This is a genomic window from Aeromonas sp. QDB34, from assembly GCF_027705405.1.
Lineage (GTDB): Bacteria > Pseudomonadota > Gammaproteobacteria > Enterobacterales > Aeromonadaceae > Aeromonas > Aeromonas hydrophila.
This window is the reverse complement of record NZ_JAPDBT010000008.1, coordinates 59,440-82,002: the sequence shown is the minus strand read 5'-3', so window position 1 is coordinate 82,002 and position 22,563 is coordinate 59,440. Positions and strand designations below refer to the sequence as shown.

The window sequence follows — 22,563 nt, the reverse complement described above, 5'->3', positions numbered from 1 at the left end:
GGTGGTCAATCTCGTCAGGCTTGTCGCGTGGCCGTTTGCAGGCCGGCCAATCCGGCCTCGCCCACCAGCTTGCGGCTGAGATAACGCAGCAGCACGCCGTAGAGCGGCACAAACAACCCCAGGCTTATCAGCAGCTTGAACACGTAGTCCACGGTAGCAATCTCGACCCAGTGCTCGGCCATGAAGGGATCCGTGCTGCGCCAGAAAGCGATGGTGAAGAAGGCGATGGTGTCCACCAGGTTGCCGAACAGAGTGGAGGCCGCCGGTGCCACCCACCAGGCTTTCAGCAGCCGCAGCCGGTTGAATACCACCACGTCCATGAACTGGCCCACCAGATAGGCCATAAAGCTGGCCAGGGCGATGCGCGCCACGAACAGGTTGAATTCAGCCAGGTTGCCGACGCCCTGGAAGCTGCCCTCGAAGAACAGCACCGACAGGACATAGGAGATGGCCAGCGCCGGCAACATCACGGTCTGGATGATCTTGCGCGCCAGACCGGCACCGAAGATCCGCACCGTCAGGTCGGTGGCCAGAAAGATGAACGGGAAGCTGAAGGCACCCCAGGTGGTATGGAAGCCGAAGATGGTGATCGGCAGCTGCACCAGGTAGTTGCTGCTGGCAATGATCAGGATGTGGAACAACGAGAGGCGCACCAGCGCCGTCTGGTGCTGAGCAGGGGTCAGATTCATATTGTGACCTTTTTGGTTAATGGGGTTAGGGAACCCATACCGCCACCATTGGCGATAATTGAGGGGCGAGATTATACGCCCCCACGCTGATAGTTCAATCTTTATGCGGTTGCTTGAGGCTGCCGCCCCTGCTCAGCCCTGATGCTGACGAACCAGCCAGAGCAGCACCTCGGCATCGGCCGGCTGCTCCGCCGCCAGCCAGCAGCCGCTGTAGTGTTCGTATTCGAGCCGAAAGCGGCTCCCCTCGAACTCCAGCAACCAGCTGTGACGATCGGCGCCACACTCCCGCTCGAGCGCTACCAGCTCCCACTCCTGCAACAGGGTGTTAGCCAGAGTCGGAAAGCTGTCCCAGTCGAGCGCGGGGTTCACCAGCGTCACTACCCCGGCGTCCCTGTCTATTTGCGCGATATGCCAGTTCATCTGCGGCTCCTCAACTACTGCAAGAGAGCTCGCCACCGCAATACCATGCCGGTTGCGGAGTAGCGAGATCCTCGTATTCGGGTTGCTCATCATAGGGATGCTGCAAAGCCGTAAACAGCCGCTCGAACGGCGCCATGTCGCCCTGCTCGGCAGCCTCGATCACCCGCTGGGCCAGCGCGTTGCGCAGCACATACTTGGGGTTGACCGCATCCATCAGCCCCTTGCGCACGCCATCCTCGCTCCCTTCCCGGGCGAGGCGCGCCCGATAGGCCTCAAGCCACCCTTGCCAGGCGGCAGGCTCCGGTAGCAGGGCCAGCAGGCTGGCGGGCCACGCCCCCTCTCGCGTCACCTCACCGAGACGACGCAGGAACAGGTGGTAATCCACCCCGTGCGCCGCCAGCAGCCGGAACAACTCGCGAAACAGCGCCGGATCGTCCTCTTCCCACACCGCCAGCCCCAGTTTGGCGCGCATCAGTTCGGAGTAGTGCAGCATCAATTGGTGTTCATACTGGGCCAGGGCCGCAACCAGCGCGTCCCCATCGACGTGGCCGGCCAGCGCCTGCGCCAGCTTTTGCAAATTCCAGTAACCGACCGCCGGCTGCTGATCCAGTGCATAGCGGCCGCCCGGATCCGAGTGGTTGCAGACAAAGTCCGGCACATAGGCATCGATGAAGCCGTAGGGGCCGTAATCCAGCGTCAGTCCGAGCAGCGACATGTTGTCGGTGTTCATCACCCCGTGGCAGAAGCCTGCCGCCTGCCACTTGGCGATGAGCCGCGCGGTGCGGCGCACCACTTCGGCAAACAGCTCGGCACCATCGGCCAGCTCGGGGAAATGGTGGCGCAGCAGATAGTCGATAAGGGTCGGGATCCGATCCCCCTGCCCGCTCCAGGCGAAATACTCGACGTGGCCGAAGCGCAGATGACTCGGGGCGGTACGCAGCACGGTCGCGCCCGTCTCCACCTGCTCGCGGTAGACCGGCTCCAGGCTGCCCACCAGCACCAGAGCCCGGGTGGTGGGAATACCGAGGGCATGCAGCGCCTCGGAGGCAATGTACTCGCGAATGCTGGAACGGAGCACGGCGCGGCCATCGCCGAAACGGGAGAAGGGGGTCTTGCCCGCCCCTTTCAGGTGCAGATCCCAGCGGCTGCCATCCGGCGCCTGTTGCTCCCCCAGCAGCAGGGCACGGCCATCGCCAAGACGCGGGCTGTAGCCGCCGAACTGGTGGCCCGCATAGACCTGGGCTACCGGCTGCATGCCGGGCAAGGGCAGCCCATGGCCACAGCAGGCCAGCCAGTCGGCCTCGCTCACCGCCCCCAGTCCCAGCTCGCCGAGCAGCGCACGGTTGAGGTGCAGCAGGCCGGGAGCATGCAGTGGCTGGGGTGCGACGGGCTCACAGGCCCAGGGCAGTTCGGTGGCAAAAGTGTTGATCAGCTTCATGGTGGTGCGGTTCATCCCTGCGTATGCTCGTGTCACTCTTTATACCGCCGTCGGCCAGCACTGGCTAACGGACGATGCGCTATTTCATTTCAAGGAGAAGAAGATGCAAAGATGGCTGGGCGCCCTGCCCCTGTTGCTGTTGTTGTGGGGGCCGGCCCAGGCGGCCGATGTCGAGGCAGGCAAGGCCAAGGCCGCCGTCTGCGCCGCCTGTCACGGGGTCGAAGGCAAGGCTCTGATACCCAACTATCCCCATCTGGCGGGACAAAACGCCGCCTATCTGGTGAAACAGCTGAAGGCCTTCAAGGATGGCAGCCGCAAGGAGCCTTTGATGGTGCCCTTCATGGCGCCGCTCACCGATGCGGACATGGAGAACCTGGCGGCCTATTACGCCAGCCTCAAATAACCGGCGCGCCCGGCAGACACGCGCCGCCCGTTGGCGAAGCTTCTGCCCGGTGCAACTTCGCCAACCTTTTACCGACGGCAGTAGTCGATGATCAGGTCCATAAAGGCTTCACCGAAGCGTTCCAGCTTGCGGTGACCCACGCCGTTGACCGCCAGCATTTCCGCCTCGGTCATCGGCATCAGCTGCGCCATCTCGACCAGGGTGGCGTCGTTGAACACCACGTAGGGCGGCACCTCTTCATCCTCGGCGATCTGCTTGCGCAGGGCGCGCAACTCCTTGAACAGCCGCTTGTCGTAGTTGGCGTTGTCGAGCAGGCCGTTGCGCTTCTCCTTGCGGCTGGAGATGGGCTGCAGGCGCGGCACCGCCAGATCCAGCTTCACCTCGCCGCGCAGCACGGGACGGGCGGCCTCGGTCAGCTGCAGCACAAGATTGCGGGTGATGTTCTGGGTCAGCAGCCCCTTGTGGATCAGCTGGCGGATCACGCTCATCCAGTACTCGTGGCTCTGATCCTTGCCGATGCCGTAGGTCGACAGCTTGTCGTGGCCGTGGTCCTTGATGCGCTGGTTCAGCGACCCGCGCAACACCTCCACCACATAACCCACCCCGAAATTCTGCCCCACCCGCCAGACGCAGGAGAGCGCCTTCTGGGCATCTTCGGTGCCGTCATAGCTCTGGGGAGGGTCGAGGCAGATGTCACAGTTGCCGCACGGCTTGTCGTTGTACTCGCCGAAGTAGTTGAGCAGCACCTGGCGGCGGCAGGTCTGCGCCTCGGCAAACGCAGCCATCACGTTGAGCTTGTACTGCTCCACCTGCAACTGCTGGGGGTTTTCGATGTTGTCGAGCAGCCGGCGCACCCGGCCGATGTCGGCGGGATCGTAGAGCAGCAGCGCCTCGGCCGGGGTGCCGTCACGGCCGGCCCGGCCGGTCTCCTGATAGTAGGATTCGATGTTCTTCGGGATGTCGTAGTGCACCACGAAGCGCACGTTGGGCTTGTCGATGCCCATGCCGAACGCCACCGTCGCCACCACTATCTCGATGTCGTCCTTGAGGAAGGACTCCTGAGTGCGCTGACGTAGCTCGAGCGGCAGGCCGGCGTGATAGGGCGCCGCCTTGCAGCCGTGGCGGGAGAGCCGCTCGGCCACCTCCTCCACCCGATTGCGGCTGGAACAGTAGACGATGCCGCAGTTGCCCTTCTGGCTCTGCACGTAGCGCAGCAGCTGCTCCGCCGCCTTGAACTTCTCCACCAGGCTGTAGCGGATATTGGGTCTGTCAAAGCTGGCGGTGTGGATGAAGGGGTCGTGGAGTTCCAGCCGATGCAGCATATCGCTGCGGGTCGCCTCGTCGGCAGTGGCGGTGAGCGCCACCACCGGCACCTGCGGGAACCACTGCTTGAGCCGGCCCAGCGCCGCATATTCCGGCCGAAAATCGTGCCCCCACTGGGAGACGCAGTGCGCCTCGTCGATGGCAAACAGGCCGAGCGGCAGCTCCGCCAGCCGATCCATAAACTCGTGCTGCAGCAGGCGTTCGGGGGAGACATAGACGATTTTTATCTCGCCGCGCCGCATGGCGGCGAAGTTCTGGATCATCTCCTCCCGGCTGAGGGCCGAGTTGATGTAGACCGCTGCCACGCCGTTGGCGCGCAGGCTGTCCACCTGATCCTTCATCAGCGAAATGAGGGGAGAGACCACCACCCCGAGCCCGGGCCGCAACAGCGCCGGGATCTGGTAGCAGAGCGACTTGCCGCCACCGGTGGGCTTGAGCACCAGCGCATCGCGCCCCGCCACGATCTGCTCGATGATTTCGAGCTGGCCCGGCCGGAATTGCTGATAGCCGAACACCGCCTGCAGCAGGGCAAGCGGATTCTCTGGCTGGGGGTCAGGCAGGGTTTCGGCAATGGCGGTCATGGGCTCTCCTTTGGGGTCGCCATTCTAAAGCAGCCGCCGCCTACAATAAACCTGCCATTGCGACTGTTAAGGAAGTGTTGCAGACTGGCTGGAATTTTTACTCGGTCGTACTGCCAGGGATCGGACTCAAGGAATGAAACAGATGCTCAAGAAGATGGCGCTCAGTGGCATTGCCAACCTGTTCGCCGAGAGGATGCCGTTCAACAAGCTGATCGGCATGCAGGTGACGCACTACGACTTCGACAAGGTGGAGCTGCGCATCAAGATGGAGGAGAAGCTGATCGGCAACCCCTTCCACAACATCCTGCACGGCGGCGTCACCGCCAGCCTGCTCGATGTGGCCGGCGGCATGATAGTCGCCGCCTCCTGCATCGACGAGCTGGAAGACTTCTCCCCCAGCTACCTCAAGGAGCGCTTCTCCCGCCTCGGTACCATCGATCTGCGGGTGGACTACCTGCGGCCGGGGCGCGGCAACGAGTTCATCGCCACCGCCCACATCATCCGGGCCGGCAGCAAGGTCGCGGTTGCCCGCATGGAACTGCACAACGAAGAAGGGACTCATATCGCCTTCGGTACCGGCACCTATCTGGTGGGCTGAGCCAGCCTATTGCATAAAAACCACGCTGCTAATCTGATTTTAATCATTAGAAACCTTACCCCCTCTGCCGCCACCAGGTTCATACTGAAAGTCGGGATTGTGTGCAGAGGGAGGATTGCAGGCGATGAGTGCGAAACTGGCCACCAAACCATCCAGAGCCTTGTTGAGGCAGCTCGAGTCCATGCTCGACGAGGTGCAGACACCCGAGTGTCGCCACTGGCTGGAACAGGAGCTTGAGGGATACTCTCTCTGTTCGCCCCTGCCCTGGTATCGCATCATAGCCTGTCGGCAACGCGGTCACTTCTTGGACCTGAAGACGGGAAAATACCTGACTTGTCATATCAACAGTCAAACGCTAAGCCAACGCGACCTGGCCCAAATTCAGTTCATCTATGCCCGTGAACCCGCCGCCCACTATTTGTTGCAACGCAATTCCGGTATTGAGCCCTGGCCAGAACAGCTGCTGGAAGATTATCAGGAGCAGCTGATCCCCGGCCATCTATGCCTGCAAGCCTGGCATGAGCCCGTGTCTTCATTACGTGAACAACTGATGGAGGGAATCGAACATTTCATTAGTGAGTACCCCAAGCACGCGGCCTTGCAACCTCAGCACGGCTTCAAGGCATTGCGGCATCAGCACTGGCATATCTAACAGGCGCCTGGCGCGCAAGGAGGGCACCATAGACAGAACCCAACCAGAGATTGCCACAATCTAGAGTGCCGGAGTCAGGATCAGACTCCACCCTGGGCCACCGAGCGGTGGCCCTTTTATTGCCCAGTGCCGGACAACGAGACAGAGGAGACAGAGGAGACAGAGGAGACAGGGGAGACAGAGGAGACAGAGGAGACAGAGGAGACAGAGGAGACAGAGGAGACAGAGGAGACAGAGGAGACAGAGGAGACAGAGGAGCATCGCAATTCTCATAGAACGCCGCCAGCCTGAATATCTCCCTCCACTTGCGAACGCCAAATGCGAAAAGGCCGCTCTATTGAGCGGCCTTTTCTAATGTGGTCGGTGTGAGAGGATTCGAACCTCCGACCCCTTCGTCCCGAACGAAGTGCGCTACCAAGCTGCGCTACACACCGATGTCTGCGGGACGGGAATTTACCGAAAGCCCCGACTCGACACAAGCCTTTTTTACGTTTGGAAGGAAAAAAATGGCTGTTCGCTCAACTATTCGTCAGTTCCATCCATCCCGAGCCGTCAGCGGCCAAAAAATGGCCTGGCAACACTTATGACGAAGCGAGCTGGAATTCGGCCGGGCCGAGCAAGCGGCGACGCCAGTCAGCGACCACACCATGCTCCAGCCAGTCTGCCGCATGCTTGCGCCAGTTGGGCGAGAGGGCCGGATTTTCCAGCAGCAACAGCAGGTCAGCCTCGTTGCGCAGCTGGTTGAACAGGATGTCGGCGGTGCGCTTTACCGTGAGTTCAGGGTAGGGCCTGTCCACCAGCTCCAATCGCTCCTGCGGCATAACCATCCCCTCCTCCAGCACCCGCAGCAGCCAGCCGCAGCGGCCGCTGAGCTGCATCACCTGCGACATCTGGCCATAGCCGAAACGCTGGTTGAGCTTGAAGCAGGGGGATCTGGGCTGGCTTATCTGGATCAGCGCCTCGCCGAGTCGATAGACATCGCCAATGCAGGCCTGCACCTCGGTCAGTCCGACCCCGGAGAGGTTCTCGCCGAAGGCGGCCGGTTGCCAGGGAGTACGCGGGGCCGGCAGGCCCAGCGCCGTCTGCCAGTTGTGCCACCAGGGGTAGTGATCGGCGGGATAGTAGTGCAGCGCCCGATCTGGGCCGCCATGGTGGCGCTGGTCGCACTGTTCATCGCCAGCCAGACCATTGGCACTGCACCAGAGCGGTATGGAGGTGGCTTGTTTGTGGATGGCACTGACAAGGCCGGGAACCAGCTCGGTACCCTGGCCGCTAAAGATGGAGATCCGCATTCTCATCCTCCGGATTGACGAGAGAATGCGGATCTTAACACGAGGTCAGGCGACTGCCTGCATCTGGGTGGTCATGGCGATCTCGGCGCGGCGACGTTTCTCCGCCTTGGCCATCAGATACCAGCTGCCGAAGGTGAACAGCGACACTGACAGCAGGATCAGGCTGGCCACCGCGTTGATCTCAGGTTTCACCCCGAGCCGCACCGCTGAGAAGACCTCCATCGGCAGGGTGGTCGAGCCTGGGCCGGAGACGAAGCTCGCCAGCACCAGGTCATCCAGCGACAGGGCAAACGACATCATGCCGCCCGCCGCCAGCGAGGGGGCAATCATCGGGATGGTGATCAGGAAGAACACCTTCCAGGGTTTGGCCCCCAGATCCATGGCTGCCTCCTCGATGGAGAGATCCAGTTCCCGCAGGCGGGCCGACACCACGATCGCCACATAGGCAGTACAGAAGGTGGTGTGCGCGATCCAGATGGTCACCATGCCGCGCTCGGCGGGCCAGCCCACCAGCTGGGCCATGGCCACGAACAGCAGCAGCAAGGAGAGACCGGTGATCACCTCGGGCATCACCAGCGGCGCCGTCACCATGCCGCCGAACAGGGTCCGGCCACGGAAGTGCGGGATCCGGGTCAGCACGAAGGCCGCCACCGTCCCCAACGCCACCGCCGCGATGGCGGTATAGAAAGCGATCTCCAGCGAACGCAGTACCGAACCTATCAACTGCTTGTTGTCGAGCAGGCCGAAATACCACTTCAGCGACCAGCCGCCCCATACCGTCACCAGCTTGGAGGCGTTGAAGGAGTAGATCACCATGATGATCATCGGCAGGTAGATGAACAGCAGCCCCAGCCACAGCATCAGCTTGGCAAAACCAAAGCGCCTCATACTTTACCCTCCAGCTCTTTGGCCTGGTTGCGGTTGAACAGGATGATCGGAATGATCAGCACCGCCAGCATCACCACCGCCAGGGCGGACGCCACCGGCCAGTCACGGTTGTTGAAGAACTCCTGCCACAGCACCTTGCCGATCATCAGAGTCTCGGGGCCGCCCAGCAGCTCCGGAATGACGAACTCGCCCACCACCGGGATGAACACCAGCATGCAGCCGGCGATGATGCCGTTCTTGGAGAGTGGCACCGTGATCTGCCAGAACCGGGTCAGGTTGCGGGCGCCGAGGTCGGAGGCCGCCTCCAGCAGGCTCTGATCGTGCTTGACCAGGTTGGCGTAGAGCGGCAACACCATGAACGGCAGGTAGGAGTAAACGATGCCGATGTAGACCGCCAGGTTGGTGTTGAGGATCTGCAGCGGCTCGTTGATGAGGCCGATGCCCATCAACAGGCTGTTGAGCAGGCCGTTGTTGCTGAGAATGCCCATCCAGGCGTAGACCCGGATCAGGATCGCGGTCCAGGTCGGCATCATGATGAGCAGCAGCAGAACGGTCTGGGTCTCCTTGTTGGCCCGGGCGATGGAGTAGGCCATCGGATAGCCGATCAGCAGACAGAGCACTGTGCTGATGAAGGCCATCTTGAGGGAACCGAGGTAAGCCGCGATGTAGAGCTCATCTTCCTGCAGCAGCAGGTAGTTGCCCATGTGCAGCAAGATGGTGAGCTGATCGTCGGCCCAGCTCACCACGTCGGTGTAGGGCGGGATCGCCACGTCCGCTTCGGCGAAGCTGATCTTCACCACTATGATGAAGGGCAGCAGGAAGAACAGGAACAGCCAGAAGAACGGGATGCCGATCACCAGCTGCCGCCCCCCCAGAGCCTTCAGTCGTCTCAATGCCATCATGATTGCAGCACCACGCCGCTGTCATCTTCCCAGTAGAGGAACACCTGGTCATCCCAGGTCGGCCGCTTGCCGTGGCGTTCGGCGTTGGCGATGAAAGCCTGAACGATTTTGCCCGAAGGCAACTGGATGTGATAAACCGAATGACCGCCCAGATAGGCGATGTCATAGACTTCGCCCTTGGTCCAGTTGAAGTCCGGATGCTCGATCTCCACCGGCTTTTGCAGGCTCATCAGCAGTTTTTCCGGCCGCAGGGCGTAGGTGACCTTCTTGTTCTCGGCGCGGGAGCTGATGCCGTGGCCCACGTAGATGGGCTGCTCCAGATCGGCGCAGGCGATGGTGGCGTGGTCCTGCTCATCCTCCACCAGCAGGCCGTCGAACAGGTTGACGTTGCCGATGAACTCGCACACCAGCCGGCTGGCCGGGGTTTCATAGATATCCATCGGGCTGCCGATCTGTTCGATGCAGCCAAGGTGCATGATGGCAATCCGCTCGGCCATGGTCATTGCCTCTTCCTGGTCGTGAGTCACCATGACGCAGGTTACCCCGACCCGTTCGATGATCTCGACCAGCTCGAGCTGCATCTGGGAGCGCAGCTTCTTGTCCAGCGCCCCCATGGGCTCATCCAGCAGCAGCAGCTTGGGCCGCTTGGCCAGCGAGCGCGCCAGTGCCACCCGCTGGCGCTGGCCACCGGAGAGCTGATGGGGCTTGCGACGGGCATACTGGGTCATCTGCACCAGCTTGAGCATCTCCTCCACCCGGGCATCGACCTCCGCCTTGGGCAGGCCATCCTGCTTGAGGCCGAAGGCGATGTTCTGCGCCACCGTCATGTGGGGGAACAGGGCGTAGGACTGGAACATCATGTTGATGGGGCGTTCATAGGGCGGCATGTCGGTGATGTCGACCCCGTCGAGGAACAAGCGCCCCTCGGTGGGACGCTCGAACCCCGCCAGCATCCGCAGCAGGGTCGACTTGCCGGAGCCGGACCCGCCCAGCAGGGCGAAGATCTCGCCCTTGTGGATGTTGAGGGACACGTTGTCGACCGCCAGCGTTTCATCGAACTGCTTGCTTACCCTGTCTATCTTGACCAGCACTTCTTTGCGTTGCTGGCTGCCCTCGAGGGCTTTCTTGTAGGCACTGGAGGCTATCGCCATTACCAAACTCCCAAAGGTAATACCGGCCGGGGCCGATCCATAAAACAGTCTGGCGCCCCGGGATGGGCGCCAAGGTTAGGTTCCGGACTTGATCTTGGTCCAACTCCGGGTGATCAGGCGCTGCACCGCGCGGGGATGTGCCTGCTGCACATACAGCCGCTCCAGCACCGCCTGGGGTGGATAGACGGACTCGTCATTGCGCACGTGCTCCTCCATGAACTCCCCCGCCTTGGCGTTGGGGTTCGCGTAGCCCACATGATTGCTGATCTGGGCAATCACCTCGGGCTGCAGCACATAGTTGATGAGGGCGTGCGCCTCTTTCACGTTGGTGGCATCGGCCGGGATCGCCATCATGTCGAACCAGAGGTTGCCCCCCTCCTTCGGTATGCTGTAAGCGATCTTGATCCCCTTGCCGGCTTCGTCGGCACGGGCCGCCGCCTGCAGGATGTCGCCGGAGAAACCGGCCGCCACGCAGATGTCGCCATTGGCGAGATCGCCGATGTACTTGGAGGAGTGGAAATAGGCCACGTAGGGACGCACCTTGAGCAACTGCTCCTCGGCGCGCTTGAGATCCGCCGGATCCTGGCTGTTGGGGTTGAGCCCCAGATAGTTGAGCGCCGCCGGGATCATCTCGTCTGCCGAGTCGAGGAAGGCGACCCCGCAACGGGCCAGTTTCTGCATGTTTTCCGGTTCGAAGATCACGGCCCAGGAGTCAATCTTGTCGACCCCCAGCACGGCCTTGACCTTGTCGATGTTGTAACCGATGCCGTTGGTGCCCCACAGATAGGGCACGGCGTACTGATGACCCGGATCCACCTTGTCGAGCTGCTTGAGCAGCACGGGATCCAGGTTGGCCAGATTGGGCAGCAGGGCGGGATCCAGCTTCTGGAAGGCCCCCGCCTTGATCTGTTTGGCCAGGAAATTGTTGGAGGGCACCACCAGATCGTAACCGGTGCGTCCGGTCAGCAGCTTGCCTTCGAGGGTTTCGTTGGAATCAAACACGTCATAGACGGTCTGGATCCCGGTCGCCCGCTGAAAGTCGCTGAGGGTGGTCTCGCCGATATAGTCGGACCAGTTGTAAAAGTGGACCACAGGGGCTGCCTGAGCCACATTTGCCAACCCCAGAGCCAGGGCCATCGTCACTATCTTGGTTGTGTGCACTTACTCAGTCCTCTTAATGTGTGATTTGCCAGTCGCGCATCCTTACGCGCCGTCCAACCTGTCGGGTGGGTCACCTCCCTCCCGGCCGAACTGCGGACCGGGAGGGGCACTCGTCACTTACTTGCCTGACTTGATCTTGGTCCAGCTACGCGTCATCAGACGCTGCACCTTGGCCGGCAGATCCGGGAAGGTGTAGATCTTGGCCAGCGTCTCGTCGCTCGGGTAGATGCCCGGATCGTTGCGGATCTTCTCGGACACCAGCGGCACGGAAGCCTTGTTGCCGCTCGGGTAGCTGACGGCGTCGGAGATCTTGGCGATCACCTCCGGCTTCATCAGGTAGTTCAGGAACACATGGGCCGCTTCCACGTTCTTGGCATCGGCCGGGATGGCCAGCATGTCGAAGAAGCTGCCTGCCCCCTCTTTCGGGATCACGTAGGTCAGGTTGACGCCGTTCTTGGCCTCAATCGCCCGCGACTTGGACTGCTGCAAGTCACCGGAGTAACCGACCGCCACGCACAGGTTGCCGTTGGCCAGATCCGAAATGTATTTGGAGGAGTGGAAGTAGGCGGTATAGGGACGGATGGAGAGGAACAGCTCCTCCGCCTTCTTCAGCTCGTCCGGCTTCTGGCTGTCCGGCTTGAAGCCCAGGTATTGCAGGGCAGCCGGCAGCATTTCGGTCGGCGAGTCGAGGAAGGAGACACCGCACTCCTTCAACTTGGCCATGTTTTCCGGTTTGAACACCAGATCCCAGGAATCCACCGGCGCCTTGTCACCCAGTACGGCTTTCACCTTCTCCGGGTTGTAGGCATAACCGATGGTGCCCCACAGGTAAGGAATGGAGTACTGGTTACCCGGGTCGCTCGGTTCGAGCGCCTTGAGCAACGAGGTATCCAGGTTTTGCCAGTTGGAGAGCTTGGACTTGTCCAGCTTCTGGAACACGCCCGCCTTGATCTGCTTGGCCAGGAAGGGGTTGGACGGCACGACGATGTCATAGCCCGAACTGCCGGCCAGCAACTTGGCTTCCAGCACCTCGTTGCTGTCGAACACGTCGTAGACCACCTTGATGCCCGTCTCTTTCTGGAAGTCTTCCAGCGTGTTTGGCGCGATATAGTCGCTCCAGTTGTAGACGTGCAACACCTTGTCCTCGGCCATCGCCCCGGTACTCATCATGACCAGTGCCACAGAGGCTGCAATCATTCCCGTTTTGAAAGACATCGTCCTTGTCTCCTAAGCAAATTGTATGCGCAAGCCAACCTGCCCGGCGCCCGCCTATCCCCGCAGCTTTGCCGCCGTCAGATCGAGACTGAGCCTGGCCAGATTGACCAATTCATCCACCTGTTCCTCGGTGATCACCAAGGGGGGCGATATGATCATGGTATCGCCGACCGCCCTCATCACCAAGCCATTGTTAAAGCAGAACTCCCGACAGGTCATACCGGCCTGCAGCCCAGCCGGGAAGCGGCTGTTGGTCTGCTTGTCCTGCACTATTTCCAGCGCGGCCACCAGGCCTTTGCCACGGGTTTCGCCCACCAGCGGATGGTCCGCCAGCTCCGCCCAGCGGCGCTGCAAATAGGGGCCGATGGTATCATGAACTCGCTTAACTATGCTTTCGTTTTGCATAAGCGTAATGTTGGCAATCGCCACGGCACAGGCCACCGGATGACCGGAGTAGGTAAAGCCGTGGTTGAACTCGCCCCCCTCTTCCACCAGCACCTTGGCGACCCTGTCCCCCACCATCACGGCCCCCATCGGCAGATAGCCGGAGGTGATGCCCTTGGCCAGGCACATGAGATCCGGCTTGATGCCGAAGCCTTCGCTGGCGAACCAGTGACCGGTGCGGCCAAAGCCGCAGATCACCTCGTCGGCGATCAGCAGGATGCCGTACTTGTCGCAGATGCGCTGGATCTCCGGCCAGTAGCTGTCGGGCGGGATGATAACGCCGCCGGCGCCCTGGATCGGCTCGCCGATGAAGGCGGCCACCTGGTCCACCCCCAGCGCCAGAATCTTCTCCTCCAGCTGACGGGCACGGGCCAGCCCGAATTCGTGGGCGCTCATCCCCTGCCCCTCACCGAAGTGATAGGGCTGGTCGATGTGCACTATGCCGGGGATCGGCAATCCGCCCTGAGCGTGCATCCCCTTCATGCCACCCAGGCTGGCGCCCGCCACGGTGGAGCCGTGGTAGGCGTTGTGGCGGCTGATGATCACCTGCTTGTCCGGCTGCCCCTTGCTGGCCCAGTAGTGGCGCACCATGCGCAGCACGGTATCGTTGCACTCGGAGCCCGAACCGGTGAAGAAGACGTGGTTGAGGTGCGGCGGCGTGATCTCGGCCAGCAGGGTCGCCAGCTCGGCAGCGGGCGGGTGGCTGGTCTGGAAGAAGAGGTTGTAGTAGGGCAGTTGCTGCATCTGGCGGGTGGCGGCGTCCACCAGCTCCTGGCGGCCATAGCCCAGGTTGACGCACCACAGGCCGGCCATGCCATCCAGAATGCGCTTGCCTTCGGAGTCTTCCAGATAGACCCCCTCGGCCCGGGTGATGATGCGGCTGCCTTTCTTGTTCAGTGCCTGAAAATCGGTAAACGGATGCAGGTGATGGCTGGCTTCCAGTTGCTGCCACTCACGGGTGGTATGCTGCATTGCTTGCTCCTCGGTTCCTTCGATTTAAGCGATGTTTGTTGGTCAGTTGATGAGGGGCAGACACTCCCCCGGTCACGGTGATTCACCGGGTGTCGTGCAGTGCCTGCACCCCAACTGTCTCGATTCACGCGGGAGGGGCTGGCGGCCCCTCCGGGCAGGGTGATGCGCGACCGGCGCGCATCCGGGTCACACGTTCAGCAGCAGGAACTCCCGTTCCCAGCGGCTGATCACCCCGAAGTAGGTCTCATATTCCTTGCGTTTGACCGCTACGAAGGCGCGGGTAAAACGCTCGCCCAGCATCTCCTTGATGGGGTCGCACTGCTCCAGGTGGCTCAACGCTTCCTCCAGCGAGCGGGGCAGGCTGTAGGGCAACTCATAGGCGCTCGACTTCATCTCCGGCAGCGGCTCCAGCTTCTCCATCATGCCGAGGTAGCCACAGGCCAGGGTGGCGGCCAGCGCCAGATAGGGGTTGGCATCGGCGCCGGCGAAGCGGTTCTCCACCCGACGGGCACTGGCCTCGGAGAAGGGCACCCGCAGCCCGCAGGTGCGGTTTTCCACCCCCCACTGCACGTTGCGCGGCGCGCTCTCGCCAAAGGTGAGGCGGCGGTAGGAGTTGACGTTGGGGGCCAGCAGCGCGGTCACCGCCGGCGTGTATTTCTGCAGGCCGGCGATGAAGTGCATGAACAGCTCGGAGTGGCCGCCGTTCTCGGTGCCGAACAGGTTACGGCCGTTCACATCTTCCAGACTCTGGTGGATGTGCATGGCGGAGCCGGGCTCGTCGCTCATCGGCTTGGCCATGAAGGTGGCGTAAATCCCGTGGCGGTGGGCCGCTTCCCGCATGGTGCGCTTGAACAGGAACACCTGATCCGCCAGATCGACGGCGTCGCCGTGCAGGAAGTTGATCTCCATCTGGGCGGCGCCGGACTCGTGGATCAGGGTGTCCACCTCCAGCTCCTGCGCCTCGCAGTAGTCGTACATGTCTTCAAAGATGGGGTCGAATTCGTTGACCGCGTCGATGCTGAACGATTGGCGGGCTGTCTCAGGGCGTCCGTTGCGCCCCACTGGCGGCACCAGCGGATAGTCGGGGTCTTCGTTGCGCTTGACCAGGTAGAATTCCAGCTCGGGGGCCACCACCGGCTTCCAGCCCTGCTTCTCGTAAAATGACAGGACCCGACGCAGCACGGAGCGCGGCGCGATGTCGATCAGCTTGCCATTGATGTCGAAACAGTCGTGGATCACCTGGGCGGTCGGCTCCAGCGCCCAGGGTACGAAACGAATGGTGTTTGGATCGGGATAGAGCTGCATGTCCCGCTCCAGCGGGTCGATCATGCTGTCGTCATCCGGATACTCGCCGGTCACCGTCTGGGTGAAGATGACCTCGGGCAGCCGCATGCCCCCCTCGCGCAGAAACTTGTTGGCTGGAATGATCTTGCCTCGGGCATTGCCGGTGAAATCCGGAAACAGGCACTCCACTTCCGTGATGCGATTGCTCTCCATCCAGCCCTTGATACTGTCCATGTTAAACCCCGACTCTACGGTTGCCATTGGCAAGGGTGTCTAATATATGGAACACCCTTGTTATCAAATTGTAATCAACACCACCATAAAAGCCCGCCATCAGGGGCAATGTCAAGCGGTGGTGTTTAAAAAACTATAAATAACGGCGCATATAATGACCATCGCGGGGACAAATACTAAACACCCTGGCGTGATAACGACTCACTGCAAGCCCGGTGCCAACAAGCTTGCCGGATCCCCCATGTTCTCAGTCAGACCCTGTCTGAATCGGGTCATTTTTTTGCAAGGGCGCACAATACTTGTCCTCTTTGCTTTGCATGCCTGCATTTTTTTGGTACAAGGCCCGCCCTGATTTGCACTCTCCTGCTTGGATTTGGTGCAAATTCAGGACACAGGGCTTGGTCTGCAGGCAGACAGCCCCCATAAACAGGGATAATTGGGTTAGTAAACTGACTGGTAGTAAATCGTATGTGTGATTTCATGACTGAAGACCAACTGGCCTTTTACAAGGGACAGATCGAGCGCCAGATCCTCGAACTCGAAGATCGCCTCAACTCCCAGGCCAGCCAGGCCATCGCCACCGATACCAACGAGATGGCTGATGAAATTGACCGTGCCAGCATCGAGGAAGCCCGTCGTCTGGAGCTGAACCGCATCGAGCATGACAAGCTGCATCTGCGCAAGCTGCGTGGTGCCCTCAAGCGCATCAGCGAAGGGGATTTCGGTTACTGCGAATCCTGCGGTGACGAGATCTCCCTCAAGCGGCTGCAGGCTCGTCCCGAGTCCCGCTTCTGCGTTGAATGCCAGAGCACCAAGGAGTTCAACGATACCCACGTGTATCGTCGCGTCGCCTGACGCCTCGCTGCCTGCTCACTGTCGTGCGGCGAGCGTCGCCAGCGGGGTGGGCATGCAGGTGACAATGAGGACACCAGGCTGCTCACCCTGGCGGATCACGGCTACGCAGCAAGAGAGTGACAAGTTCTGTTAGACTCCGGGCAAGCCCGGAATCTACAGGAGAGCAGAGAGTGAAATGGTTCCTCAAACTGTGCTTGTGTCTGCCGTTGCTGGCACAAGCACAGACCCTCACGGTCAAGGTTCCCAGCCGGCCGATCAACGACCTCGACAAAGAGTACCAGCTCAAGCTGCTGGAACTGGCGCTGACCCATGCCGACCAGCCGTTTCGCATCAAGCAGGTCGAACTCAACCTCAACCAGTACAGCCTGCAGCAACAGCTGAGCAAGGGCCAAACCATCAATGTGTTCTGGATGGGCACCTCCAGCGCCCTCGAATCCTCGCTCATCGCCGTGCCGATCCCGCTGTTTCGCGGTCTGGAAGGGCTGCGGCTCTCCTTCATCCACGCCGATGCCCAGGAGAAGTTCAACCAGATCAACTCGCTGGCCGACCTAAAGAAACTGAAGGCGGCGCAAGGGGTGGGCTGGGCCGACAACAAGATCCTGGAGAACGCCGGCATCCCCACCTATTCGGGGCGCTACAGCAACCTGTTTCGGCTGATCAACGACGGCGACAAGCTGGACTTCTTCCCGCGCAACCTGGTGGAGATCTTCGCCGAGCGCAGCGAGCTGGTGGCGCAATATCCCAACCTGGTCATCGATCAGCACCTGCTGATCCGCTACCCCTTCGCCGAGTTCTTCTTCGTCAGCCCGGAATCCCCCAAGCTGGCCAAGGCGATCCAGACCGGCCTTGAGCGGGCCTATGCCGACGGCAGCTTCATGAAGTTCTTCCGGGAGAACCCCAAGATCCGCGAGGCCCTGGCCAGCGCCAATCTCGAGCGGCGGGTCACCATCTCCCTGCCCAATCCCGACATGACACCGTTGCTAAAATCCATTCCGGCCCAATATTGGGAGTATCCCCCGCAGGGATAAGAGTCGGCCACCTCAACCGGGGTGGCACCCACAGCGCGCCAGGGAGGTGCCATGAAGGGAATCGAGGAGTGGTTTGAACTGTACGGCCAGAGCCACCGGCACCCGGTCAATATGGCGATCCACAAGCTGGCGGTGCCCGGTATCTATCTCTGCGCCCTGGCCCTGCTCTGGTGCCTGCCGGCCGGGCCGCTGCCGCCGTCGCTCAACTGGGCCGCGCTGGTCGCCATCCCGGTGCTGGCCTTCTACTTGCGGCTGTCGTTTGCGCTGTTTGTGGGCATGACGGTGCTGACCGCGCTGGGGCTGGTCATTTGCCACAGCTGGCAAGGCACCTTGCTGTGGCCGGCGCTGGCCGGGTTCGTGCTGCTCTGGATAGCCCAGTTCGTCGGCCACCAGATCGAGGGCAAGCGCCCCTCCTTCCTCGCCGACCTGCAGTTTTTGCTGATCGGCCCCGCCTGGGTGCTGGCCAGCCTCTATCGTCGTTTGGGCATTCCCTACTGAGGGAAGCCAACAGGAGAGACCATGAGACATCCTCAGATCCTTGCTCGCGCCCTGCCGCTGCTGCTGGGCGCACTGATTGCCGACCCGGCGCTGGCCGACAAGGCCGACCCCGTCGGCGAGGTGAGCACCGCCTTCAAGCTGTTTGGCCCCAACCACAAGATCCTGGTGGAGGCGTTCGACGACCCGCGCATCGACGGCGTCGCCTGCTACCTGGCGCGCCCCAAGACCGGCGGCGTCAAGGGCGGACTCGGGCTGGCGGAAGATCCCTCCCACGCCTCCCTCTCGTGCCACCAGATTGGCCCCATCACCCTGCCCGCCAAGCTGAAGGCGGGGGAAGAGGTGTTCGACGTCAGCACCTCGCTGGTGTTCAAGGAGCAGAAAGTGGTGCGCTTTTACGATCAGAAGCGCAACGCGCTGGTCTATCTGACTTACAGCACCAAGCTGGTGGATGGTTCTTACAAGAGTGCGGTCAGCGCCGTGCCCATCATGCCGTGGGGCTGAATCCCCACCATTTATCCCGTGATGACGACCCATATTTGTTGTAATTTAACTACATCATTATCTGCGGAGAGCGCACCATGAGAGTCGCCGTTTTCAGTACCAAGAGCTACGACAAAGAGCACTTCAATCAGGCCAACAGCCAGTACGGTTATGAACTGGAGTTCTTCGACGTGCGGCTGGAGGCCAAGACCGCCCGGCTGGCCCACGGCTTCCCCGTGGTGTGCCTGTTCGTCAACGACGATGCCGACCGCGAGGTACTGACCGAGCTGGCCACCAATGGCACCAGGGTGATCGCCCTGCGCTGCGCCGGCTACAACAACGTGGATCTGGCCGCCGCCAAGGAGCTGGGCCTGAAGGTGGTGCGAGTGCCCGCCTACTCCCCGGAAGCGGTCGCCGAGCACGCGGTGGGCCTGATGATGACTCTCAACCGTCGCATCCACAAAGCCTATCAGCGCACCCGTGACGCCAACTTCTCGCTGGAGGGGCTGGTCGGCTTCAACATGCACGGTCGCACCGCCGGCATCATCGGCACCGGCAAGATCGGCATCGCCACCCTGCGCATCCTCAAGGGCTTTGGCATGCGCCTGCTGGTGAGCGATCCCTATCCGAACCAGGCGGCCATCGATCTCGGTGCCGAGTACGTGGATCTCGATACCCTGTTCCGCCAGTCCGACGTCATCAGCCTGCACTGCCCGCTGTTCAAGGAGAACTACCACCTGCTGAACAAGGAGGCGTTCGCCAAGATGAAGGACGGGGTGATGATCATCAACACCAGCCGGGGCGGCCTGCTCGACTCCAACGCCGCCATCGAGGCGCTCAAGACCGCCCGTATCGGCGCGCTGGGGCTGGACGTCTACGAGGAAGAGGAGGATCTCTTCTTCGCCGACAAGTCCAACGAGGTGATCACCGATGACGTGTTCCGCCGCTTGTCGGCCTGCCACAACGTGCTGTTCACCGGTCACCAGGCCTTCCTGACCCGTGAGGCGCTGCACGCCATCGCCGACACCACCCTCAGCAACATCCGCGCCATCGACAGCCAGGGTCGCTGCGACAACGAGGTGGAGTAAACCACCGCGCAATAAGCGAGGCGCCGGGTTGTGAGACCCGGCGCCTTCGGGTAGGCTACCAGCCCTTTTTTGCTCAGGAGTCTGGCTGCCCATGTTTATCGGATTTGATTACGGTACCTCCAATTGTGCCGTCGCCGTGATGGAACAAGGCAGCCCCAGGCTGCTGAACCTGAGCGGTGCCCACTACCTTCCCTCCACCCTGCATGCGCCCCACCGGGATGCCATTGCCGGCCTGCTGGCCGAAGGGCTGGCACCCGCCCAGCAGAGCGAGTACCTCAAGCTGCGCGGCCCTGTGGTGACCCGGGCCCAGGCGGTACGCCGCCAGATGCGCGAAGAGGGGCTGATCGACGAGCTCAGCTTTGGCGCCGCGGCGCTGGAGCGTTATCTGGAAGAGCCGGACGACGGCTACTACCTCAAGTCGCCGAAATCCTTCCTCGGTGCCTATGGCCTCAAGGCACCGCAGATCGCCCTGTTCGAAGACATCGTCTGCGCCATGATGCTGCACGTGCGGCGCGAGGCGGAGCAGCAGCTCGGTGCGCCGATCCGCCGGGCCGTGGTCGGCCGCCCGGTCAACTTCCAGGGGCTGGCGGGGGAAGAGAGCAACCGTCAGGCCATCGCCATCCTGAGCGAGGCGGCACGGCTCGCCGGGTTCGAGCAGGTGGAGTTTCTCTATGAGCCGGTGGCGGCCGGCTTCGAATTCGAGGCCCGCCTGACCGAGGATGCGGTGGTGCTGGTGGTGGACATCGGCGGCGGCACCACCGACTGTTCGGTGCTGCGGATGGGCCCGAGCCACCGCGACCGGCTCGATCGCGACGGCGATCTGCTCGGCCACAGCGGCCAGCGCATCGGTGGCAACGACTTCGACATCCGGCTGACGGTGGAGGGCATGATGCCGCTGCTCGGCATGCACGAGACCCTCAAGACCGGCAAGCCGCTGCCCCACCCGCTGTTCTGGGACGCCGCCGCCATCAACGACGTCAGCGCCCAGAGCCGCTTCTACAGCCTGGAGACCGCCCGCCAGCTGCAGGATCTGCAACTCGACAGCCAGCCCGGCAGCAAGCTGGGCCGCCTCGCCAGTCTGCGCGCCCACAAGCTGAGCCACCAGCTGGTGTGGCGTGCCGAGCAGGGCAAGATCGCCCTCTCGACGCAGGAGTCCAATCACCAATCGCTGAGCGAGCTGGAAAAAGGGCTGGCGGCGGAGCTGACCCGCGAACAGCTGGCCAATGCCTCTGCCCTGCTGCTGGAGAAAATTGGCGAGCTGATGGATGAAGCCATCGCCGCCGCCGGCGTGCAACCGGATCGGGTCTTCATCACCGGCGGCAGCGCACGCTCCCCGCTGATCCAGGCCTTCATCCGCCAGAAGCTGCCCCAGGTGCCGCTGGAAGGGGGTGATGACTTCGGCTCGGTCGCCTCCGGCCTAGCCCGTTACGCCGAGCGGCTATTTGGCAGCGGTCAGCCCACCCCGATCTGACCCAACTGCAGCCAGGCATGGGGGCTGTGTTGCCATTTAACGACACAGGCCCCACCCACAGGGCGACAGAAGCAGTCGGGGGCACTCCCCCTCGCCCTGCCTGAGGGCGCGCACAGAGGGTATGCTTGTCACTCCCACTACCGGAGCCCTTTCATGCCCAGATTCTTGCTACTGCTGCTCGCCCTGCTTCTGCTCAGCGCCTGCAGCAGTACTCCCCGCTTCGCCTCGCAAGACCTGCAGCACCACCATTGGGTGCTCGACAAGCTGGATGGCCAGCCCGTTGCCGCGCCGCGAGACAACCCACCCGATTTCGAGATAGGTGAGCACTTCACCGTCAACGGCATCGCCGGTTGCAACCGCTACTTCGGGCAGGGCCACCTCGAGGGGAACAAGTTCTGGGTGACCAGTCTGGGCAGCACCGAGATGGCCTGTCTGGCCCCGCTCGATGCCGTGGAGCAGGCGGTGCTGACCACCCTCACCGAAGGGGCCACCCTGGACGGCACCACCCAGACCCTGATCCTGCAGGGCAAACGGCATCGTTTGGAATACACCCTGCGCGACTGGGTGCTCTAGGGCTCACAAACCGGCATCACAAACAGGAACATGTGCCCCGCCTGTGGCACAATATGAGGCAGTGCTCGCAATGGAGGCTGCCTCAGCCATGTCGATGGACCGTCTGTTTGACAAGATCAAACAACTCCCCACTATCCCGCAACTGCTGCATGAGTTGATGCAGAGCTTCAGCGATGAAAATGCCCGCATCGACGAGATTGCGGCCAAGATCGCCATGGACCAGGTGATCAGCGTCAAGGTGCTGCGAATGGCCAACTCGGCCGCCCTGCGCCGTGGCAACGAAGTCACTTCCATCGAACAGGCGGTGATCCGCCTCGGTTTCAACCGGCTGCGCTCCGTGGTGGTCGCCTCCGGCATCATCGGCAGCTTCAAGGCGCCTCCCAGCTTCGACAAGAACAAGTTCTGGACCGAGACCTTCCAGGTCGCCACCATCGCCAAGACCCTGGCCCAGGAGGCCAAGGTGCTCGACCCCGAGACCGCCTTCACCTGCGCCCTCATTCACAACATCGGCGAACTGCTGATCCAGAGCACCCTGCCGGAAGAGGCGGAGCTCATCAGTCTGGCGATCCAGAAGGGGAGCAGCCGGGTCGAGGCCCAGCGCGAGATGCTGGGCTACGACTATGCCCAGCTCGGCGCCGAGCTGGCACGGCGCTGGAATCTCTCCGAGGCCTTCGTCGATGCCATCTCCCAGCAGCTGGATCCCCTCTCCCACGACCCGGTCAGCAAGGAGGCGGTGTTGATCCGCCTGGCGGTCTTCATCTCCTTCGCCTGGAACGCGGGAGTGCCGGCCCAAGCCATCATCGCCCGCTTCCCCAAGCCACTGGCCGACCAGCTGGGGCTGGATCCCAAGTCGCTCGCCGGCCAGCTCGAAACCTTGCATGAACAGGGCAATGCCCTCGCCGATCTTCTGACTCAATAAGCAT

23 protein-coding genes and 1 tRNA gene are annotated in these 22,563 nt (G+C 62.0%); 11 read left to right on the top strand and 13 right to left on the bottom strand.

Annotation, left to right across the window (positions count from 1 at the left end):
* Positions 1-14: 14 nt before the first annotated feature.
* From OKC29_RS12765 to OKC29_RS12755, 3 genes are all read right to left on the bottom strand, one after another.
* Entirely contained in the window at positions 15-689 is a 675-nt protein-coding gene (locus OKC29_RS12765) for a 7-cyano-7-deazaguanine/7-aminomethyl-7-deazaguanine transporter (protein ID WP_073352161.1), read from the bottom strand.
* Between the two features lie 132 nt (positions 690-821).
* Positions 822-1,109 carry a DUF3630 family protein gene (locus tag OKC29_RS12760; RefSeq protein WP_162275792.1) on the bottom strand — a complete coding sequence of 96 codons (288 nt, stop codon included), beginning with the start codon at positions 1,107-1,109 and terminating at the stop codon, positions 822-824.
* Between the two features lie 10 nt (positions 1,110-1,119).
* Positions 1,120-2,547 carry a protein adenylyltransferase SelO gene (locus OKC29_RS12755; protein WP_073352617.1) on the bottom strand — a complete coding sequence of 476 codons (1,428 nt, stop codon included), beginning with the start codon at positions 2,545-2,547 and terminating at the stop codon, positions 1,120-1,122.
* 103 nt (positions 2,548-2,650) lie between these two features.
* Here OKC29_RS12755 and OKC29_RS12750 point away from each other — a divergent pair, with 103 nt between their 5' ends.
* Positions 2,651-2,950, top strand: a complete 300-nt coding sequence (locus tag OKC29_RS12750) for a c-type cytochrome (RefSeq protein WP_049045451.1) — start codon at positions 2,651-2,653, stop codon at positions 2,948-2,950.
* 68 nt (positions 2,951-3,018) lie between these two features.
* Here the strand turns inward: OKC29_RS12750 and recQ are convergent, their stop codons facing one another.
* The gene (recQ, locus tag OKC29_RS12745) at positions 3,019-4,854 is read right to left on the bottom strand and encodes an ATP-dependent DNA helicase RecQ (RefSeq protein WP_011707789.1); all 1,836 of its coding nucleotides are present in this window, start codon (positions 4,852-4,854) and stop codon (positions 3,019-3,021) included.
* 133 nt (positions 4,855-4,987) lie between these two features.
* On the opposite strand from recQ, the gene OKC29_RS12740 reads away from it, so the two are divergent.
* A complete protein-coding gene (locus OKC29_RS12740; RefSeq protein ID WP_029306122.1) occupies positions 4,988-5,452 on the top strand; it encodes a thioesterase family protein in 465 nt (154 codons plus the stop codon).
* A 124-nt stretch (positions 5,453-5,576) separates the two neighbouring features.
* Positions 5,577-6,104 (top strand): AbiTii domain-containing protein, encoded by a 528-nt coding sequence (locus OKC29_RS12735; RefSeq protein ID WP_011707791.1) that lies wholly within the window; start codon positions 5,577-5,579, stop codon positions 6,102-6,104.
* A gap of 357 nt (positions 6,105-6,461) precedes the next feature.
* Here OKC29_RS12735 and OKC29_RS12730 read toward each other — a convergent pair.
* The 9 genes from OKC29_RS12730 to OKC29_RS12690 form a co-directional block, all read right to left on the bottom strand.
* Positions 6,462-6,538 (bottom strand) — tRNA-Pro (locus OKC29_RS12730).
* Positions 6,539-6,685: 147 nt separating this feature from the next.
* Complete coding sequence (locus tag OKC29_RS12725) at positions 6,686-7,396, bottom strand: MOSC domain-containing protein (protein ID WP_073352164.1); 711 nt, start codon at positions 7,394-7,396, stop codon at positions 6,686-6,688.
* Between the two features lie 45 nt (positions 7,397-7,441).
* Positions 7,442-8,284, bottom strand: a complete 843-nt coding sequence (locus OKC29_RS12720; RefSeq protein ID WP_011707793.1) for an ABC transporter permease subunit — start codon at positions 8,282-8,284, stop codon at positions 7,442-7,444.
* Complete coding sequence (locus tag OKC29_RS12715) at positions 8,281-9,186, bottom strand: ABC transporter permease subunit (protein WP_017409743.1); 906 nt, start codon at positions 9,184-9,186, stop codon at positions 8,281-8,283. Before OKC29_RS12715 ends, OKC29_RS12720 begins: the two co-directional genes overlap by 4 nt.
* The gene (potA, locus tag OKC29_RS12710; RefSeq protein ID WP_011707795.1) at positions 9,183-10,337 is read right to left on the bottom strand and encodes a polyamine ABC transporter ATP-binding protein; all 1,155 of its coding nucleotides are present in this window, start codon (positions 10,335-10,337) and stop codon (positions 9,183-9,185) included. Before potA ends, OKC29_RS12715 begins: the two co-directional genes overlap by 4 nt.
* Positions 10,338-10,412: 75 nt before the next feature.
* Positions 10,413-11,474 carry a polyamine ABC transporter substrate-binding protein gene (locus OKC29_RS12705; protein WP_219255756.1) on the bottom strand — a complete coding sequence of 354 codons (1,062 nt, stop codon included), beginning with the start codon at positions 11,472-11,474 and terminating at the stop codon, positions 10,413-10,415.
* A 141-nt stretch (positions 11,475-11,615) separates the two neighbouring features.
* A complete protein-coding gene (locus tag OKC29_RS12700) occupies positions 11,616-12,713 on the bottom strand; it encodes a polyamine ABC transporter substrate-binding protein (RefSeq protein ID WP_016352333.1) in 1,098 nt (365 codons plus the stop codon).
* A 54-nt stretch (positions 12,714-12,767) separates the two neighbouring features.
* A complete protein-coding gene (locus OKC29_RS12695; protein ID WP_011707798.1) occupies positions 12,768-14,129 on the bottom strand; it encodes an aspartate aminotransferase family protein in 1,362 nt (453 codons plus the stop codon).
* A gap of 186 nt (positions 14,130-14,315) precedes the next feature.
* Complete coding sequence (locus OKC29_RS12690) at positions 14,316-15,647, bottom strand: glutamine synthetase family protein (RefSeq protein ID WP_011707799.1); 1,332 nt, start codon at positions 15,645-15,647, stop codon at positions 14,316-14,318.
* 468 nt (positions 15,648-16,115) lie between these two features.
* Here OKC29_RS12690 and OKC29_RS12685 point away from each other — a divergent pair, with 468 nt between their 5' ends.
* The 8 genes from OKC29_RS12685 (at position 16,116) to OKC29_RS12650 (ending at position 22,559) form a co-directional block, all read left to right on the top strand.
* Entirely contained in the window at positions 16,116-16,502 is a 387-nt protein-coding gene (locus OKC29_RS12685) for a TraR/DksA family transcriptional regulator (protein WP_010635769.1), read from the top strand.
* A 170-nt stretch (positions 16,503-16,672) separates the two neighbouring features.
* Entirely contained in the window at positions 16,673-17,530 is an 858-nt protein-coding gene (locus tag OKC29_RS12680) for a hypothetical protein (RefSeq protein WP_045788800.1), read from the top strand.
* Between the two features lie 51 nt (positions 17,531-17,581).
* Positions 17,582-18,028, top strand: coding sequence for an Mpo1 family 2-hydroxy fatty acid dioxygenase (locus OKC29_RS12675; RefSeq protein WP_073352167.1), 447 nt, complete (start codon positions 17,582-17,584; stop codon positions 18,026-18,028).
* Between the two features lie 21 nt (positions 18,029-18,049).
* Entirely contained in the window at positions 18,050-18,529 is a 480-nt protein-coding gene (locus OKC29_RS12670) for a CreA family protein (RefSeq protein ID WP_073352169.1), read from the top strand.
* A gap of 77 nt (positions 18,530-18,606) precedes the next feature.
* Entirely contained in the window at positions 18,607-19,596 is a 990-nt protein-coding gene (locus tag OKC29_RS12665; RefSeq protein ID WP_011707803.1) for a 2-hydroxyacid dehydrogenase, read from the top strand.
* A 91-nt stretch (positions 19,597-19,687) separates the two neighbouring features.
* Positions 19,688-21,067 carry a molecular chaperone gene (gene yegD / locus OKC29_RS12660; protein WP_029304961.1) on the top strand — a complete coding sequence of 460 codons (1,380 nt, stop codon included), beginning with the start codon at positions 19,688-19,690 and terminating at the stop codon, positions 21,065-21,067.
* A 153-nt stretch (positions 21,068-21,220) separates the two neighbouring features.
* A complete protein-coding gene (locus tag OKC29_RS12655; RefSeq protein ID WP_016352339.1) occupies positions 21,221-21,640 on the top strand; it encodes an META domain-containing protein in 420 nt (139 codons plus the stop codon).
* A 70-nt stretch (positions 21,641-21,710) separates the two neighbouring features.
* A complete protein-coding gene (locus OKC29_RS12650; RefSeq protein ID WP_017409738.1) occupies positions 21,711-22,559 on the top strand; it encodes an HDOD domain-containing protein in 849 nt (282 codons plus the stop codon).
* Positions 22,560-22,563: the final 4 nt, after the last annotated feature.

What these genes read in the sequence shown, in the direction of transcription:
- OKC29_RS12765 (WP_073352161.1), bottom strand. Translation starts at nt 689, where the DNA reads ATGAATCTGACCCCTGCTCAGCACCAGACGGCGCTGGTGCGCCTCTCG.
- OKC29_RS12760 (WP_162275792.1), bottom strand. Translation starts at nt 1,109, where the DNA reads ATGAACTGGCATATCGCGCAAATAGACAGGGACGCCGGGGTAGTGACG.
- OKC29_RS12755 (WP_073352617.1), bottom strand. Translation starts at nt 2,547, where the DNA reads ATGAAGCTGATCAACACTTTTGCCACCGAACTGCCCTGGGCCTGTGAG.
- OKC29_RS12750 (WP_049045451.1), top strand. Translation starts at nt 2,651, where the DNA reads ATGCAAAGATGGCTGGGCGCCCTGCCCCTGTTGCTGTTGTTGTGGGGG.
- recQ (WP_011707789.1), bottom strand. Translation starts at nt 4,854, where the DNA reads ATGACCGCCATTGCCGAAACCCTGCCTGACCCCCAGCCAGAGAATCCG.
- OKC29_RS12740 (WP_029306122.1), top strand. Translation starts at nt 4,988, where the DNA reads ATGAAACAGATGCTCAAGAAGATGGCGCTCAGTGGCATTGCCAACCTG.
- OKC29_RS12735 (WP_011707791.1), top strand. Translation starts at nt 5,577, where the DNA reads ATGAGTGCGAAACTGGCCACCAAACCATCCAGAGCCTTGTTGAGGCAG.
- OKC29_RS12725 (WP_073352164.1), bottom strand. Translation starts at nt 7,396, where the DNA reads ATGCGGATCTCCATCTTTAGCGGCCAGGGTACCGAGCTGGTTCCCGGC.
- OKC29_RS12720 (WP_011707793.1), bottom strand. Translation starts at nt 8,284, where the DNA reads ATGAGGCGCTTTGGTTTTGCCAAGCTGATGCTGTGGCTGGGGCTGCTG.
- OKC29_RS12715 (WP_017409743.1), bottom strand. Translation starts at nt 9,186, where the DNA reads ATGATGGCATTGAGACGACTGAAGGCTCTGGGGGGGCGGCAGCTGGTG.
- potA (WP_011707795.1), bottom strand. Translation starts at nt 10,337, where the DNA reads ATGGCGATAGCCTCCAGTGCCTACAAGAAAGCCCTCGAGGGCAGCCAG.
- OKC29_RS12705 (WP_219255756.1), bottom strand. Translation starts at nt 11,474, where the DNA reads ATGGCCCTGGCTCTGGGGTTGGCAAATGTGGCTCAGGCAGCCCCTGTG.
- OKC29_RS12700 (WP_016352333.1), bottom strand. Translation starts at nt 12,713, where the DNA reads ATGTCTTTCAAAACGGGAATGATTGCAGCCTCTGTGGCACTGGTCATG.
- OKC29_RS12695 (WP_011707798.1), bottom strand. Translation starts at nt 14,129, where the DNA reads ATGCAGCATACCACCCGTGAGTGGCAGCAACTGGAAGCCAGCCATCAC.
- OKC29_RS12690 (WP_011707799.1), bottom strand. Translation starts at nt 15,647, where the DNA reads ATGGACAGTATCAAGGGCTGGATGGAGAGCAATCGCATCACGGAAGTG.
- OKC29_RS12685 (WP_010635769.1), top strand. Translation starts at nt 16,116, where the DNA reads ATGTGTGATTTCATGACTGAAGACCAACTGGCCTTTTACAAGGGACAG.
- OKC29_RS12675 (WP_073352167.1), top strand. Translation starts at nt 17,582, where the DNA reads ATGAAGGGAATCGAGGAGTGGTTTGAACTGTACGGCCAGAGCCACCGG.
- OKC29_RS12670 (WP_073352169.1), top strand. Translation starts at nt 18,050, where the DNA reads ATGAGACATCCTCAGATCCTTGCTCGCGCCCTGCCGCTGCTGCTGGGC.
- OKC29_RS12665 (WP_011707803.1), top strand. Translation starts at nt 18,607, where the DNA reads ATGAGAGTCGCCGTTTTCAGTACCAAGAGCTACGACAAAGAGCACTTC.
- yegD (WP_029304961.1), top strand. Translation starts at nt 19,688, where the DNA reads ATGTTTATCGGATTTGATTACGGTACCTCCAATTGTGCCGTCGCCGTG.
- OKC29_RS12655 (WP_016352339.1), top strand. Translation starts at nt 21,221, where the DNA reads ATGCCCAGATTCTTGCTACTGCTGCTCGCCCTGCTTCTGCTCAGCGCC.
- OKC29_RS12650 (WP_017409738.1), top strand. Translation starts at nt 21,711, where the DNA reads ATGGAGGCTGCCTCAGCCATGTCGATGGACCGTCTGTTTGACAAGATC.